The organism is Micromonospora sp. D93, assembly GCF_018070365.1.
In the GTDB taxonomy this organism is placed as follows: Bacteria; Actinomycetota; Actinomycetes; order Mycobacteriales; family Micromonosporaceae; genus Micromonospora; species Micromonospora ureilytica.
In genome coordinates this window covers 107,150-121,045 of sequence record NZ_JAGPXW010000010.1, presented here as the reverse complement: position 1 = coordinate 121,045, position 13,896 = coordinate 107,150, and the positions used below count along the sequence as shown (strand labels likewise).

Here is a 13,896-nt window from a genome sequence, read left to right as displayed (position 1 = left end):
ATCGACGGCGCGACCACCGGCCGATCCGCAGTCGGGCGGGCTGCCGGGACATTCCGGCGGTTGGGTCAGCCGTAGTAGCGGCGGAGTTCTCGGGTGAGCACCTTGCCGGTGGCGTTGCGGGGCAGGTACTTCACGAAGATGACGTCCCGGGGGACGCTGAACCGGGCCAGGAAGTGCCGGACGTACTCGCGTACCGCCTCGGGGTCGAGGGTCTCCCCGGGGTGCAGGGCGAGGAACGCGGACAGGCGCTGGCCGTACTCGGGGTCGGGCACGCCGATCACGGCCGCCTCGCGGACCTGCGGCAGTTGCGCGAGGAGGTCCTCCACCTCGGACGGGAAGACGTTCTCGCCACCGGAGACGATCATGTCGTCGGCCCGGCCGTCGACGAAGAGCAACCCGTCGGCGTTGAGCCGGCCGAGGTCGCCGGTGTCGAGCAGACCGTCGTGGGTTTCCCGGCTGGCACCTGAGGTGTAGCCCTCGAAGAGCATCTCGTTGCCGACGAAGATCCGCCCGACCCGTCCCTCCGGCACGGGCTGGCCGTCGTCGTCGAGCATCTCCAGGCGGGTGCCGTGCGGTGGACGGCCAGCGGTGGTGGGTGCCTGACGCAGGTCCTGTGGGCCGGCGATGGAGGCCCAGGAGACCTCGGTGGATCCGTAGAGGTTGTAGAGGACGTCTCCGTAGATGTCCATGAATTTGGGGGCCAGCCCGCCGGGCAGGGCGGAGCCGCTGACCGCGACGACAGTGAGCGGAGGGCGCGGGTCCGGCGGGGGCACCTCCAACAGCCGCTGCACCATCACTGGGACGGCGAAGAGCGCGTCGCATCGGTGCTCGGTCAGGGCGGCGAGGGTGGCGGCCGGGTCGAAGCGGCGGTGCAGCACGATTGTGGCCCGCAGGGCCAGGCAGACCTGGAGGGCGGCGAATCCCCAGGTGTGGAAGATCGGCGCGGCGATCATCACCCGGTCCCGGGCGTGCAGGGGGATGCGGTCGATGATGGACACCAGCGGGCCGAAGCCGCTGGGGGTGGGCCGGCGAGCGCCCTTGGGCGTACCGGTGGTGCCGGAGGTGAGCACGATGATCCGGCCGTCGCGCTCGGGCGGGTGCAGGTCGCCCGGCAGTGCCCCGGCCACCAACTCCTCGCGGGCGCGTTCGTCGAGTCGGGGCAGTTCGGCGGGGAGGCCGAGGACCCGCTCGGCGAACTCGTCGTCGTGCACGAGGAGTCGCAGCCGCTGCTCCGAGGCGACGGTGCCCAGTTGGGCGGCGCTGAGCCCGGTGTTGACCAGCACCGCGTCGACGCCGAGCAGGGTGGCGGCGACGATCGTCTCGATCAGTCCGTGGTGGTTGCGGCAGAGCACGCCGATCCGGTCGCCGGCCTGTACGCCGAGCCCGGCCCGCATCGAGCGGGCCATCCGTTCGGCCCGGTCGAGCAGGTCGTGGTAGGTCAGCTCGACGCCGTTCTCGTCGATGATGGCTGTGCGGCCGGGGTCCCGGGCGGCTGCCTGGCGTAGCTCGCCTGCCAGGCTCCACCCCCACGTCCGCAACGCGTTGAGCTGCGAGGCGACCCGGATCGGGCTGCCGGGGGTGAGCAGTCCGCGACGGGTCAGCGTGGCGACGATGAACGGCAGGTCCATGCCGCAGACCTCCTCGGGGTGGTGCGCGGACGGGCAGTGGGTCCCCCGTCCAGCAGGGCGTCTTTCCTTGATCATGCACTGGGCGCGGCGGAGGGCACAGTTCGCGTCCGCGCGGGGTGACGAAGACGGCACAGATCGTGGAATCCGGGCCGACGTCGGCCCGACCCCTGGAGGAGGGGCCGGGCCGACGTCGGTCAGCGGATCTGCATCCCGGAGATCGCGCGGGAGATGACAAGTCGCTGGATCTCGGAGGTGCCCTCGAAGATGGTGTAGATCTTGGCGTCCCGGTACCAGCGCTCGACCGGGTGGTCACGCAGGAAGCCGGCCCCGCCGAGCAGCTGCACCGCCTTCTCGGTGACCGACACGGCCACCTCGCCGGCCTTGAGCTTGGACATCGACCCCTCGCCGCCGGTGAACGGGCGGTTGTTGCGGCCCATCCACGACGCCCGCCAGACCAGCAGCCGCGCCGCGTCGATCTCCATCCGCATGTCGGCCAGCGCGAACGCGACTGCCTGGTTCTGGATGATCGGGCGTCCGAACTGGACCCGGTCCTTCGCGTAGTCCAGCGCGTACTCGTAGGCGGCCCGGGCCACGCCGAGCGCCTGGGCGCCGACAGTGGGTCGGGACAGCTCGAAGGTGCGCATCGCGGCCTGCCCGGTGGCCCGCTGCCCGGAGCGCGCCCGGTCGAGGCGTTCCAGCAGGGCGTCCCGTCCGCCGAGCAGGCAGCGGCCGGGTACGCGTACCCCGTCGAGGAAGACGTCGGCGGTGTGGGACGCACGGAGGCCGAGTTTGCGCAGCTTGCGGGTGGCAGCCAGGCCGGGGGTGCCCGGCGGTACGACGAACGCCGCCTGGCCCCGGGAGCCGAGCGCGGGGTCGACGGAGGCGGTGACGACGTGCACCCCGGCGATTCCGCCGTTTGTGGCGTACGCCTTCTGGCCGGTGAGCACCCACTCGTCGGTGGCCTCGTCGTAGACGGCCCGGGTGCGCATCGCGCCGACGTCGGAGCCGGCTTCCGGCTCGCTGGTGCAGAAGGCGGCGACGGCCGGCGAGTCGACGTCGCCGAAGCACTGCGGCACCCACTCGACCATCTGGTCGGGGGTGCCGGTGCCGTAGATGGCGGCGACGGCGAGCGAGGTGCCGAAGATGCTCAGGCCGATGCCGGCGTCACCCCAGAAGAGTTCCTCGCTGGCGATCGGCAGCGAGAGCCCGGTCGGGTCGGCCCAGCAGGTGGCGAGGAACTCGAAGCCGTAGAGGCCGACCTTGGCGGCTTCCTGGATCACCGGCCACGGCGTGTCCTCGCGCTCGTCCCACTCGGCGGCGGCTGGGCGCACGACCTCGGCGGCGAAGCCGTGCACCCAGTCGCGTAGATCCCGCTGTTCCTCGTTCAGGTCGAGCGAGAACTCGGCCATGTCAGGCCTTGGGGATGTCGAACAGGTTGGCGATGTTGGCGGCGAGGCCGAGGTCGCCCTTCGCCTTCAACTTGCCGGTCATGAACATCATCACCGGGTTGGCGCCACCGGAGACGATCTTCAGGAACTCGACAGGGCCCATGGTGAGGCTCAGCTTCGGGTCGTGCTGCGGGGTCTCGTTCACGACGCACGTGCCGTCGGCGATGACCACCTCGTAGGTGTCGCTGCCACCGTCGGGGCGCCCGGTGATGATCCAGTGGATGACCGCGTTCGTGGAACCGGCCCGGTCCGCGCGGAACAGCGACGGCATCCGGCCGAACACCTCACCGAGGACCTTGCCGCGCAGGTCGCCGGACATCACCTGGGCGATCTTGTCGTCCGGGGTGGACTTGACCAGCTGGGCGAACTCCTTGGGGCCCACGTTGGCGAAGGTGGCCGGGTCGAAGTCAGTCATCAGGTGCGCCTTCCGGAAGATATGGCTACTCGCGCGTAACCCTACGCACGAGTAGGTATGCTCGCAAGGTGTCCAGCGTCCCCGCCTTCAAGCGCCTGCCGCGCGCCGTCCGCGAGCAGCAGATGCTCGACGCGGCCGTCAAGGTCTTCTCCCGGCGCGGCTTCCACGCCGCCAGCATGGACGAGATCGCCGAGGACGCCGGCATCTCCAAACCCATGGTGTACGCGTACCTCGGCACCAAGGAGGAGCTCTTCGTCGCCTGCCTGCATCGGGAGGGCACCCGGATGATGCAGGCCATCGCCGGGGCGGCGGCCCCCGACCTGCCGGCCGACGAGCGGCTCTGGCGTGGGCTGAGGGCGTTCTTCGGCTTCGTGGGCGCCCACCGGGACGGCTGGGCGGTGCTCTACCGGCAGGCCCGGGGCGAGCAGCCGTTCGCCGGCGAACTGGCCACCATGCGGGCGCGGCTGGTCGAGGTGGTCGCCGGGATGCTCGACCACGCGCTGCGTGCCGAGGGCCGCGAGATCGCCGCCATCGACCTGGAGGTCGTCGCGTACGCCCTGGTCGGCGCGACCGAGTCGCTGGCCGACTGGCTCGCGGACCACCCGGAGGCCGACCCGGAGAAGACGGCCACCCGGATGATGAACGTGGCCTGGCTCGGTGCCGCCCAACTCCTGCACGGCGTCACCTGGCGTCCACCTGCCGACTGACGGCCCCGGCGGAGACAGCGTCGCTGCCCGGCTCGCCGGCCCGCGCCGCGCCCGGCTCGCCGGCCCGCGCTGCCCGGCGGCGGTTGCGGAGCCAGCGGACCACCTCGACGACGACCGTCACGGTCAGGGCGAGGCCCAGACCCAGCAGGAGACCGCGCAGCGGGTCCTGCTCGAAGGCCAATCCGCCGACGTAGCCGACCAGCGCCGAGTAGAGCCCCCAGGAGCTGGCGGCCAGCGCGTCGAAGGCCAGGAAGCGTCGCCGGGGATAGCGGATCGCACCCATGGTGAGGGTGACAGCGGTCCGGCCGCCCGGGATGTAGCGGGCCACGGTGAGGATCAGACCACCCCGGGTGGCGATGCCCCGACGGGCCCGGTCGATGGCGGCTCGGCGTCGACCGTCGGGCGGCAGCCGGTCGAGCAGCCGCGTGCCACCACCCCGCCCGATGGCGTACGAGATGTGGTCGCCGGCCAGCGCCCCGGCGGCGGCCACCAGGATCACCGCCGGCAGGTACGGCGCTCCGGAGGCCGCGAACACCCCCGCGGTGATCACCGCCGTCTCGCTCGGCACCACCGGGAAGAAGCCGTCGAGCACCGCGATCGCGAAGATCGCCAGGTACACCCAGGGCGAGGACATCGTGTCGTGCAACAGGTCGAGCAGATCCATGATCCCGATGCTGGTCGGGGCGGCGACTCCCGACATCGGCCAGTGGTCAGGTGGGCGCCACTACTTAGGTAGCGGCCGTCCCCGAGGGCGGGTAGGGGTCTTCCCCCACCGCGCCCCGGTCCGCCTGCGCACGGCGGCGCGACAGGTGCCTGAGGCCCTACGCTCGCTGCGTGGCCTCCAGCGCCGTCGCTCTCCGGCAGGTCGTCCAGCGGTACGGCCCGATGCTGCTCGCCGTCGTCGTCGCCGCGGCCGTCTGGGCCAGCGCGGCCGGTGACCTCGGGGTCCGCTCGCCCCTGCCGGGCGCGGTCGTGCTGCTGATCGTGTTGGGCTCGGCGTGGGCCGCCGGCACGGTTCGCACCCGTCTTTGGCCGTTGTTCCTGGCCGCGGCGGTCGGTTGGTTGGTGCTCGCCGCGGCGGCCGCCGGGGTGTTGGCCTCGTACCAGGCGGGTCTGCGGCTGCGCGGTCGCCAACTCGCCGGCTACCTCGCCGGGGCGGCGCTGGTGCTGGGCGGCGGGGTGCTGGTCGGGCTGGCGGTGGGTGGCGTACGCCGGATCACCACCGCCGCCACCGGCAACGTGCTGCTGCTCGCCGCCTGCCTGGTCGGGCTCCCGTTGGTCTTCGGCCTCTGGGTGCGGGCCCGTCAGGACACGCTCGCCGCTCTGCGGGACCGGGCCGAGCGGCTGGAACGCGAACAGGAGGCCCGCGCCGACCGGGTCCGTGCCGAGGAGCGGACCCGGATCGCCCGGGAGATGCACGACGTGGTGGCGCACCGGGTCTCGCTGATGGTGGTGCATGCCGGGGCGCTGGAGGTGACCGCCGTGGACCCGACGACCGTGGAGGCCGCCGCGTTGATCCGGACGACCGGCCGGCAGGCGCTCACCGACCTGCGTGAGGTGCTGGGTGTGCTGCGCCAGGCCGGTCCGGCCGTGACGCCGGAGCGAGGGCTCGACACGTTGGACGAGTTGATCGGGGAGTCCCGTGCCGCCGGGCTGCGGGTGTCCCGGCGGGACGAGGGCGTGCCGACGGCACTACCCGCGACGCTGGGGCGTACCGCGTACCGGGTGGTCCGTGAGGCGCTGACAAACGTGCGCAAGCACGCGGCCGACGCCGAGACGACAGTCTGCCTGCGCTACCTGCCGGACGGTCTGGAGGTGCTGGTCCGCAACGGCCCGTCCGAGGGCGGGTCGACGCTGCCCGGTGCCGGGCAGGGGCTGCTCGGGCTGCGTGAGCGGGTGGAGTTGCTCGGCGGTCGGTTGGAGGCCACTCCGGTGGACGGCGGCTTCCTGGTCCGGGCCCTGATCCCGCTGGCGGGTGTGGCGTGATCCGGGTGGTGGTGGTCGACGACGAGCAGTTGGTCCGTGCCGGGCTGCGGCTGATCCTCGAGGCGGCGGAGGACATCACTGTCGTCGGTGAGGCGGCGGACGGCGCCGGCGCGCTGGAGCAGGCCCAGCGGTTACGCCCCGACGTGGTGCTGCTCGACGTGCGGATGCCGGGCGTCGACGGGCTGACCATCGCGCCCGTGGTGGTCGCCGCCGGCCCGAAGGTGATCATGTTGACCACCTTCGACCTCGACGAGTACGTGCACCGGGCGTTGCGGGCCGGCGCGGTCGGCTTTCTGCTCAAGGACACCCCGCCCCGCGAGTTGGCCGCCGCCGTTCGTACGGTGGCCGCCGGTAACGCGATGCTCGCCCCGACTGTGACGCGGCGCCTGATCAGCTCGTTCGCCGAGCGTGGTCCGGCGCGCCGGGACGCGGCCCGTGCCCGGCTCGCGCCGCTGACCGAGCGGGAGCTGGCGATCGTCCGGGAGGTGGCGCGCGGGCACGGCAACGCGGAGATCGGCCGGCGGTTGACGATGAGCGAGGCCACCGTCAAGGCACACGTCAGCCGGGCGCTGGCGAAACTCCACGCTGGCAACCGGGTGCAGTTGGCCATCCTGGTGTACGACGCCGACCTGCTGTGACGGCTGTCAGGTCGATCCGCCCGGTCGGTCGCGGGCGGCGGCGCGGCGGTGCACCAGGCGGCGCAGCCGGCGGACGCCCTCGATGCCCAGCGTGACGAGCACCGAGAGGCCGAGCCCGGCGAGGACGCCCTTGACGGGGTGGCGCTCGAAGGCCAGCCCACCGAAGTAGCCGAGCAGTCCGCAGTACAGGGCCCAGGTGACTGCCGCGATCGCGTCGTAGAACAGGAACGGCCGGCGGGGATACCGCACCGCGCCCATGGTGAGGGTGACGGCCGTCCGCCCGCCCGGCAGGTACCGGGAGGTGGTCAGGATCAGTCCGCCGCGCCGGTTCAGCGCGCGCCGGGCCCACTCCGAGCTGGCTCGTCGGCGGCTGCCGTCGGGAAATCCGGCGAGCCGGTTCGCGCCGCCACCGCGCCCGATGGCGTACGAGACGTGGTCGCCGGCGCAGGCGCCCACCGCAGCGGCGACGATCACCGCCGCCAGATTGGGATTTCCGCTGGTGGAGAGCACGGCGGCGGTGATGACGGCCGCCTCGCCGGGTACGGCCGGAAAGAACGCGTCGACCGCCGTGAGCCCGAAGATCAGCAGGTACACCCACGGTGAGGTGACCAGCTGTCGGAGCAGGTCGAGCGCGGAGTCCATGCCCCCATGCTCGCCGGGCGCGACCCGCCCGGTGGCCGAAGCCGTTGGATAACCCCCACCTCTCCCCGCGCCGATCTTGCACTTTGCGTCCCGACCAACCCCTGCATAAGCCGCATAACGACGACCGAAAGTGCAAGATCGACGGGGTTGGCGCGGGGTGGGGGTCAGGCCGTGCGGGCCAGGGCCGGTGGGGCCAGCAGGGGGCCGTGTGGGGTCTTGTCGTCGGCGGTGGGGCCGTGCGAGGTCAGCACCACCGGTGTGTCCAGCTCCGCGCTTACCGCTGCCGGCCAGTCCTGCGGTTCGTCGTCGTACACCGGGCGGGAGCGCAACAGGCGGGCGGTGAGCGCGGCCTGCCGGTCCAGGTCGCCGGGCGGGCCAGGAGTCAGCCGGTCGGTGGTGTCGTAGCGGCGGCAGATCCGCAGGTCGGGGCCGGCCAGGTCGAGGTGGGTCAGGGCCAGGCCGTCGACGCCGCCGGCCGCGGCGAGGGCGTACCGGTGGGCGACCGCGTCGAAGTGGCCGAACCGGAACCGGCCCTGCCACGGGTTCGTCGGGTTGTGCGGGTCGGCCAGCGGCAGGCCCGGGTCCTCGGTCACCAACGGGCCGGGTCCGTGCCGGGTGGTGACCAGCCGGAGCACCCCGATCCGGGTCACGTCGCCGGCCCGGCCAGCCTCGGCGAGCAGGCCGTCGACGTTGGCGAAGGTGGTGGTGCTCCAGGTGGTGTACGGGTGGAAGCCGTGCCACTCGTCGAGCAGCACCCCCTGCGCGCCCTCGAAGACGCAGGTCCCGGTACGCAGAGCCCCGGCGAGCCAGTCGCCGTCGACGATGGCGACCCGCCCGGCGAACCCGGTGAACGCGGGCAGGCAGTCCTCGATCGGCGGCGCGTCCAACGGGCCCAGCTCGGCGGTCAGCCGGTCCCGCAGGGCGGCCAGCCTCCGGCGCAGCAACGCCGGGTGGCGGCAGTCGGCGACACGGGGCGCGTCGTCGGGGTGGGCGAGACCGTACGCGACGGCCTCGCCCACCCCCAGCCCGCACGAGCCGTGCCGGTCGGCTCCCCGGGCGATCTCGCGGGCCCGGTTGGCGGCCCGGTGGTACGGGGTGGCGAGCAGCGCGTCCCCGTCGACGGTCAGCCGGTCGAGCGCGTCGCGCACCCCGACAGTGGCGAGGTGGTCGGCCTCGGCGGCCAGCGCCAACGGGTCCACCGCCACGTGCCGGGACAGGTGCGTACCGACACCGGGATGGAACGTGCCGGCGCCGAACTGCGCGAAGGTGTGGTGCCGCCCGTCGCGCAGCACGACATTGTGTGCCGCCTGCGCGCCCCCGTTGAAGCGGACCACCGTGTGCACGGGACGGGTGGCGCAGAGCCAGTCCACCACCGTGCCCTTGCCGGCGTCGCCGTAGCCGAGGTCGACCACCGCCACGTGGTTCACAGCCGGGTCACCCCGCCGACGGTGTCGGTGAAGGCAGGCAGCGTCGACACCTCGGCCCGCCGTTCCCGGCCCAGGCGGGCCAGCGCCTTCGACACGGTCCCGGTGACGCCGGAGCCGGCGCGGTCCAGGTCGCGAAGACCGTCGTCCAGGTCGATGGCCTGTTCGCCGAGGCCGACGGTGAGCGCGATGGTCTCGCAGACCGCGTCGAGGTCGTCGAGCACGACGGCGTTCTGCCCGAGCAGGTCCCGCCAGAAGTCGAGCACCTTGGCGTTGCCGGCGTAGTGGCTGCCGGCGGGGAGCAGGTAGTAGGTGTCCCAGCGGTGGGTCACCTCGTCGACGACCTGCCGCAGCGGCACGTCCTCGGAGAGGTCGTCCCCGATCAGGCCGGCCACCTCCCGGGCCTTCACCCGCTGGTACGCCAGCTCGTCGCCGATGATGAACAGGTAGCCGCGCCGGCCGCGCTTCTCCCAGTTGTCGGTGGCGGTGTGCCGGGCCATGAAGTACATGGCCAGCTCGTACGACTCGCTCATCTGCCCGCCGCCACCACCCTCCAGCACGATCCGGCCGAGGTCGTCGTCCATCCGGTTGTCCGACTCGAACTGGCCCACCTGCAACGGCACCCGGTCGCAGGTGGCGTCGCCGATGGCGCCGAACATGATCTGCGGGTCGCTGGCGTAGCCCTGCCGTTGCAGCAGCCCGAGCAGCTGCGGCAGCTTGGTCTGCAGGACCCGCGGCACCGTACGCATCGAGCCGGTCACGTCGAAGAGCACCGCGACCGGCGTCGAGCGGGGGTGCTCGTCGGAGTCGCGGCTCTCGCGGGTCGCGTCTTTGGGGTCGAGCGCGGGGTGCACGGTGCGCGCCCCGCTGTCGCTGTAGGAGAAGGCGCTCCTGCCGGTGGACCGGCGGTAGCGGTCGGCGGCGTCGTACACGTCGGTGGACCAGATTCCACTGCCCATGACAGCTCCTAGGGGTTGAGGGTGAAGGGTCGGAAGGCGCGTGGCCCGTAGAGGCGGTCCAGCACCTGGTCGAGTTCGCGCAGCAGGCGCCAGGCGTCGTCGGGCCGGGCTTCCAGGGACCGTTGCCGGCAGCCCAGCGCGAAGGCGTGCAGCTCGCGGGGTGCGCGCGGCCCCATCAGCCAGCTCATGCAGTGGCTGGCCATCGCGATGTCGGTGCCCGGCCTGCACGGTTGCTTGGTCAAGACTTCCGGCGGGTACCAGTCCGGGTGGCCGGGCACGACAGCCGGGATCGTGCTCCCCACGGCCGCGGAGAAGCACCAGTCGACGAGCACCACGCCGTGGGCGTCCGGCTCGATCAGCACGTGTCGCGGCAGGACCGCGCCGTGCACCACGCCCGCCCGGTGGGCCAGGCCGAGCACCACCAGCAGCCGCCGCCACATCCAGGCCACGTCCCGGGCGTCCAGCCCGTCGGGGTACGCGCGCCGCACCTCGTCGAGGTCGTGCAGGCCGGGTGCGGTGGCGAGCACGTTGATCCGCCGTTCCGCGCCGGTCGCGGTGTCGCGGTGCCGGAGTTCGTCGACGAGCCGGGGCACGTACGGCAGGTAGCGCGGGTCGCCGCGCTCGGCGATGGTGCGCAGGGCGTGCGCCTCGCGGGCCATGAGGTCGTTGTCGGTGGGCCGTCGGGGGAGCTTGAGCAGCCGGTCGTCGCCGACGTCGTAGAGGTCCGCCAGGTCACCCGAGTGGGCCGGCGCGCCGAGCCGGTAGTCGCCGAGGACGGTGCTCTGCCGTGCCTGCCACCGGGTGGTGACGTGGATGAACGCGTCGAGGGCTTCGGCGCGTACCGCCGGGTCGGTCGGCAGGCGGTCGGGGTGCAGGGCCGCGACCAGCTCGCGGTAGCGGCGGGCCGGCTGGTCGGCGCCGAACAGGTCGGCGTCGGTGTGGGCGGCCGCGACCAGGCGGATGGCCTCCGTGGCCCTCACCGCACCGTCTCCTCGCGGGCGGGGCGCAGCAGCGCCGGGTGCAGCAGCCGGGCGTCGCCGGCCCGGTAGAGCCGGGCGCGCGGGCCGCCGCGGGCACCACCGCGCTCGGTGCTGGCGCCGGTGCTCTCCACGAAGCCCGGCACGGAGAGCACCTTGCGGTGGAAGTTGCCGGCGTGCAGCGGGTGCCCCCAGACCGTCTCGTAGACGGCGCGCAGCTCGCTGATGGTGAACTCGGCGGCGAGGAAGCGGGTGGCGAGTGGGGTGTACTCCAGCTTGGACCGGGCCCGTTCCAGCGCGTCGTCGATGATCCGGCCGTGGTCGAAGGCGAGCTGCCGGCTGGTCAACGCGGTCACCGGCAGCCAGATCGCCTCGTCGGCGTCGCTGCCGGCGGCCGGATCCGGCAGGTCGGGGGCGAACGCGAGGTGGGCGATCGAGACGACCCGCATGCGCGGGTCACGGTCGGGAGCGCCGTAGCTGCCCAACTGCTCCAGGTGTACGCGCCGCAGGGCCTCGCCGCCGAGCCCGGTCTCCTCGGCCAGCTCCCGGCGGGCGCCAGCGGTCAGGTCCTCGTCGGGGCGGACGAAGCCTCCGGGCAGCGCCCAGTGCCCGGCGAAGGGCGCCTCGCCGCGCCGGATCAGCAGCAGGTGCAGCGCGCCGTCGCGGATGGTCAGCGCCACCACGTCGACGGTGACGGCGACCGACGGGTAGGCCCGGGGGTCGTACGTGGCCAGGAACTCCTGCTCGTTCATCACGTCTCTCTCATTCTGAGAATATCTCGCTCTGAGAACAACTTAGCGCACGAGGGGGCTCCTGCCAAGCTCGGAATCCCTCAGAGCAGGTGGCCCGCCAGGTGCGGTCGGCCCCGCGAGTCGTGCACTGTGAACCCGCCGTCCGGCAGGAGCGCGAAGCTCACAGTGCTCGGCAGCGGCACGGGCAGCTTGAAGGCGACCTCCACGGTGTACGCGTCCGGCAGCCGGGCGTCCAGCGCGGCCAGGCAGCGCGCCTTGCTCCACATGCCGTGCGCGATCGGCCGGCGGAAGCCGAACAGTCGCGCCCCGAGCCGGGAGGTGTGGATCGGGTTGTGGTCACCGGACACCCGCGCGTACTCCGTGCCGACGCGCGGCTCCACACGCCAGCGGGCGGTGGCCGTCGGCACGGCGGGACGTTCGCCCGGCTCACGGCCGCCCGACGTGCGCTCCCGACCGAGGTACGTCGAGACGCCGCGCCACACCTCCTCCCCGTCGACCGAGCCGACAAGCACCACGTCAACCTGCCGCCCCCGGTCGTGCGGGCGCAGGTTCTCCGCGTACGTCCTGAAGTCGAGGGTCTCGTCGCCCGTGATGGGGCGGTGCGTGGTGATCCGGTTGCCGACGTGGACCAGGCCGAGCAGCGGGATCGGGAAGTCCGACGCGGTCATCAGGCGCAGGGCCAGTGGGAAGCCCATGACGTGCGGAAAGGTCGCGGGCAGCCGATCGCTGAGTCGGAACCCGCAGACCCGGTCGTAGTCGGCCAGCTGCGTCCGGTCGACGGTCACCCCGCCCACTGTCAACTCGACCGCCGGCAGGTCGGGCCCGCGCCGCCCACCGCCGAGGCCGGGTAGCGCGCCGAGCAGAGCCCGTCGGCGCAGCGCCCCGGCCACCGGCATCCGGGGCAGTTCGACAGGGGTACGGCTGCCCGACTCCATCACGCCCCCAGCAGGCTCTGGCCGCAGACCCGGACCACGTTTCCGCTGACCGCGCCGCTCGCCGGCCAGGCCAACCAGCCGATCGTCTCGGCCACGTCCACCGGCAACCCGCCCTGGGCCAGGCTGTTCATCCGCCGGCCCGCCTCGCGGACCACAAGCGGGATGCGCGCGGTCAGCCGGGTCTCGATGAAGCCGGGGGCCACCGCGTTGACGCTGATTCCCCGTTCCCGCAGGGCCGGCGCGAGCGAGTCGACCAAGCCGATCACGCCGGCCTTGCTGGTGGCGTAGTTGGTCTGCCCCCGGTTGCCGGCGATCCCGGCGATCGAGGAGACCGAGATGATCCGTCCGCCGGCCGGGATCAGCTCCCGCTCCAGCAACATGTCGTTGATCCGCTCCTGGCTGGACAGGTTGACGTCGATGACCTGGTCCCACCGGTCGGCGTCCATCCGGCCGAGCGTCTTGTCCCGGGTGATGCCGGCGTTGTGCACCACCACGTCGACCCGGCCGTGCCGGCTGGCCAGGTGCTCGGCGAGTCGGGTCGGCGCGTCCGGCGCGGTCAGGTCGAGTTGGACGGCGGTGCCGCCGATGTCGTTCGCCACCGCGGCGAGCGCGTCGCCGGCGGCCGGCATGTCCAGGGCCACCACCTTCGCGCCGTCGCGGGCCAACACCTTGGCCAGCGCCGCGCCGATACCCCGCGCGGCGCCGGTGACCAGCACGACCTGGCCGTCCAGCGGGCGGTCCCAGTCGGCCGGGGTGCTCGCCGCGCCGCCGCCGACCCGGATGACCTGCCCCGACACGTACGCGGACCGGCCGGACAGAATGAATCGGAGGGTCGATGCGAGGCCCGTGTGCGTGCCGGCTGAGAGGTCCGGGCCGTCCGCTGCGGCATTGCCGGCACGGGTCACGTAGACGAGCTGTGCGGTGGTGCCCCGGCCGAACTCCTTGCCGATGCTGCGCACCAGCCCTTCGAGGGCGCGCTGGGCGGTCGCCTCGCGGGGTGTCGCGCACTCCTGCGGCGGGGTGCCCAGCACGATCACCCGGCCGCTGGGCAGCACGGCCCGGGCCTGCGGGTGGAAGAAGTCATAGAGCTGGCGCAGCTCGGTCGAGTCGGTGATCCCGGTGGCGTCGAAGAGCAGTGCCCCGTACCGCTGCGGTGTGGCGGCCGGGTCGGCCAGCTCGACCCCGGCGGTGGTCAGGATCTCGGCGATCGGCTCGGCGAGCCGGCCGCCGGTGGCCGCGCCGAGCAGGGCCGGCCCGGCCAGCAGCGGATCGCCGGGGTGGTGCCGGCGCAGTCGGGGCGGGTCGGGCAGCCCGAGGCGCTTGACCAGCGCGCGGCCGGCGGCCGATTGGACGAAGCTCGCGTACCTGTCGGTCATGGGCGTAGC

General features: G+C 73.1%; 14 protein-coding genes. 3 read left to right on the top strand and 11 right to left on the bottom strand.

All coding sequences use genetic code 11. The annotated features are described in order from the left end of the window. Positions 1-65: 65 nt before the first annotated feature. From KBX71_RS14305 to KBX71_RS14295, 3 genes are all read right to left on the bottom strand, one after another. Positions 66-1,628 carry an AMP-binding protein gene (locus KBX71_RS14305; protein ID WP_210818366.1) on the bottom strand — a complete coding sequence of 521 codons (1,563 nt, stop codon included), beginning with the start codon at positions 1,626-1,628 and terminating at the stop codon, positions 66-68. A gap of 194 nt (positions 1,629-1,822) precedes the next feature. Beyond that, positions 1,823-3,037, bottom strand: a complete 1,215-nt coding sequence (locus KBX71_RS14300) for an acyl-CoA dehydrogenase family protein (protein ID WP_210818365.1) — start codon at positions 3,035-3,037, stop codon at positions 1,823-1,825. A 1-nt stretch (position 3,038) separates the two neighbouring features. Continuing rightward, positions 3,039-3,491 carry an SCP2 sterol-binding domain-containing protein gene (locus KBX71_RS14295; protein WP_124815440.1) on the bottom strand — a complete coding sequence of 151 codons (453 nt, stop codon included), beginning with the start codon at positions 3,489-3,491 and terminating at the stop codon, positions 3,039-3,041. A gap of 68 nt (positions 3,492-3,559) precedes the next feature. Between KBX71_RS14295 and KBX71_RS14290 the strand changes: the two genes are divergently transcribed. After that, positions 3,560-4,198 (top strand): TetR/AcrR family transcriptional regulator, encoded by a 639-nt coding sequence (locus KBX71_RS14290; RefSeq protein ID WP_124815438.1) that lies wholly within the window; start codon positions 3,560-3,562, stop codon positions 4,196-4,198. Here KBX71_RS14290 and KBX71_RS14285 read toward each other — a convergent pair. Beyond that, positions 4,173-4,862 carry a VTT domain-containing protein gene (locus KBX71_RS14285; RefSeq protein ID WP_247683446.1) on the bottom strand — a complete coding sequence of 230 codons (690 nt, stop codon included), beginning with the start codon at positions 4,860-4,862 and terminating at the stop codon, positions 4,173-4,175. The genes KBX71_RS14290 and KBX71_RS14285 overlap by 26 nt on opposite strands. A gap of 170 nt (positions 4,863-5,032) precedes the next feature. Here KBX71_RS14285 and KBX71_RS34275 point away from each other — a divergent pair, with 170 nt between their 5' ends. Beyond that, a complete protein-coding gene (locus KBX71_RS34275) occupies positions 5,033-6,184 on the top strand; it encodes a sensor histidine kinase (protein WP_210818363.1) in 1,152 nt (383 codons plus the stop codon). Continuing rightward, the gene (locus KBX71_RS14275; RefSeq protein WP_210818362.1) at positions 6,181-6,822 is read left to right on the top strand and encodes a response regulator transcription factor; all 642 of its coding nucleotides are present in this window, start codon (positions 6,181-6,183) and stop codon (positions 6,820-6,822) included. Before KBX71_RS34275 ends, KBX71_RS14275 begins: the two co-directional genes overlap by 4 nt. Positions 6,823-6,828: 6 nt before the next feature. Here the strand turns inward: KBX71_RS14275 and KBX71_RS14270 are convergent, their stop codons facing one another. The 7 genes from KBX71_RS14270 to KBX71_RS14240 form a co-directional block, all read right to left on the bottom strand. After that, the gene (locus KBX71_RS14270) at positions 6,829-7,464 is read right to left on the bottom strand and encodes a DedA family protein (protein WP_210818361.1); all 636 of its coding nucleotides are present in this window, start codon (positions 7,462-7,464) and stop codon (positions 6,829-6,831) included. A gap of 164 nt (positions 7,465-7,628) precedes the next feature. Continuing rightward, positions 7,629-8,891 (bottom strand): adenylosuccinate synthetase, encoded by a 1,263-nt coding sequence (locus tag KBX71_RS14265; RefSeq protein WP_210818360.1) that lies wholly within the window; start codon positions 8,889-8,891, stop codon positions 7,629-7,631. Continuing rightward, positions 8,888-9,847 (bottom strand): hypothetical protein, encoded by a 960-nt coding sequence (locus tag KBX71_RS14260; RefSeq protein ID WP_210818359.1) that lies wholly within the window; start codon positions 9,845-9,847, stop codon positions 8,888-8,890. The genes KBX71_RS14265 and KBX71_RS14260 overlap by 4 nt, the downstream gene beginning before the upstream one ends. Positions 9,848-9,855: 8 nt before the next feature. Then, the gene (locus KBX71_RS14255) at positions 9,856-10,827 is read right to left on the bottom strand and encodes a serine/threonine protein kinase (RefSeq protein ID WP_210818358.1); all 972 of its coding nucleotides are present in this window, start codon (positions 10,825-10,827) and stop codon (positions 9,856-9,858) included. Then, the gene (locus KBX71_RS14250) at positions 10,824-11,576 is read right to left on the bottom strand and encodes an NUDIX domain-containing protein (protein ID WP_210818357.1); all 753 of its coding nucleotides are present in this window, start codon (positions 11,574-11,576) and stop codon (positions 10,824-10,826) included. The genes KBX71_RS14255 and KBX71_RS14250 overlap by 4 nt, the downstream gene beginning before the upstream one ends. Before the next feature lie 80 nt (positions 11,577-11,656). Continuing rightward, positions 11,657-12,511 (bottom strand): MaoC/PaaZ C-terminal domain-containing protein, encoded by an 855-nt coding sequence (locus tag KBX71_RS14245; protein ID WP_210818356.1) that lies wholly within the window; start codon positions 12,509-12,511, stop codon positions 11,657-11,659. After that, the gene (locus KBX71_RS14240) at positions 12,511-13,887 is read right to left on the bottom strand and encodes a 3-oxoacyl-ACP reductase (RefSeq protein WP_210818355.1); all 1,377 of its coding nucleotides are present in this window, start codon (positions 13,885-13,887) and stop codon (positions 12,511-12,513) included. The genes KBX71_RS14245 and KBX71_RS14240 overlap by 1 nt, the downstream gene beginning before the upstream one ends. Positions 13,888-13,896 lie beyond the last annotated feature (9 nt).

Coding starts and splice junctions, on each gene's coding strand:
- KBX71_RS14305 (WP_210818366.1), bottom strand. CDS start 1,628: ATGGACCTGCCGTTCATCGTCGCCACGCTGACCCGTCGCGGACTGCTC.
- KBX71_RS14300 (WP_210818365.1), bottom strand. CDS start 3,037: ATGGCCGAGTTCTCGCTCGACCTGAACGAGGAACAGCGGGATCTACGC.
- KBX71_RS14295 (WP_124815440.1), bottom strand. CDS start 3,491: ATGACTGACTTCGACCCGGCCACCTTCGCCAACGTGGGCCCCAAGGAG.
- KBX71_RS14285 (WP_247683446.1), bottom strand. CDS start 4,862: ATGGATCTGCTCGACCTGTTGCACGACACGATGTCCTCGCCCTGGGTG.
- KBX71_RS14270 (WP_210818361.1), bottom strand. CDS start 7,464: ATGGACTCCGCGCTCGACCTGCTCCGACAGCTGGTCACCTCACCGTGG.
- KBX71_RS14260 (WP_210818359.1), bottom strand. CDS start 9,847: ATGGGCAGTGGAATCTGGTCCACCGACGTGTACGACGCCGCCGACCGC.
- KBX71_RS14250 (WP_210818357.1), bottom strand. CDS start 11,576: ATGAACGAGCAGGAGTTCCTGGCCACGTACGACCCCCGGGCCTACCCG.
- KBX71_RS14245 (WP_210818356.1), bottom strand. CDS start 12,511: ATGGAGTCGGGCAGCCGTACCCCTGTCGAACTGCCCCGGATGCCGGTG.
- KBX71_RS14240 (WP_210818355.1), bottom strand. CDS start 13,887: ATGACCGACAGGTACGCGAGCTTCGTCCAATCGGCCGCCGGCCGCGCG.